The organism is Paraburkholderia sp. RL17-373-BIF-A, from assembly GCF_046030175.1.
Taxonomy (GTDB): Bacteria; Pseudomonadota; Gammaproteobacteria; order Burkholderiales; family Burkholderiaceae; genus Paraburkholderia.
In genome coordinates, this window is sequence record NZ_JARESO010000481.1 from 1 (window position 1) to 337 (window position 337).

Genomic DNA, 337 nt, shown 5'->3' on the forward strand with positions numbered 1-337 from the left:
GCCGTCTCAGGACCGGTGAGCAAGCTGGTTAAATGCCCCGTGCTAGTCGTCCCGGAGAGCTACGAGCCGCAACTCCAGCATGGACCGACGAAGATTCTCTTCGCTGTCGACGGAAGCCCGGCGTCTCATCAGGCTTTGCTGACAGGCATGACGCTCGCCGCGAAAGGGGCGCATCTAAGGGCGCTGTTTGTCGTAGATCGGACCATCAGCTTCACCGATATGGTTCCGATGGACGTGCGGGAGGAGGCGCTGGTCGACGAGGGGAAACGGGCGCTCGCCACGGTGGCTGAAGTATTCACATCGCTTGCCCCCGGTTTTTCCACCGACTCTGGTTTTC

1 protein-coding gene is annotated in these 337 nt (G+C 60.8%); it reads left to right on the forward strand.

Translation table 11 applies throughout. The features are described 5' to 3' along the window. Positions 1-15: 15 nt before the first annotated feature. Positions 16-337: universal stress protein (locus tag P0D80_RS51470; protein WP_408296728.1), on the forward strand; the 322-nt coding region annotated here is incomplete at its 3' end.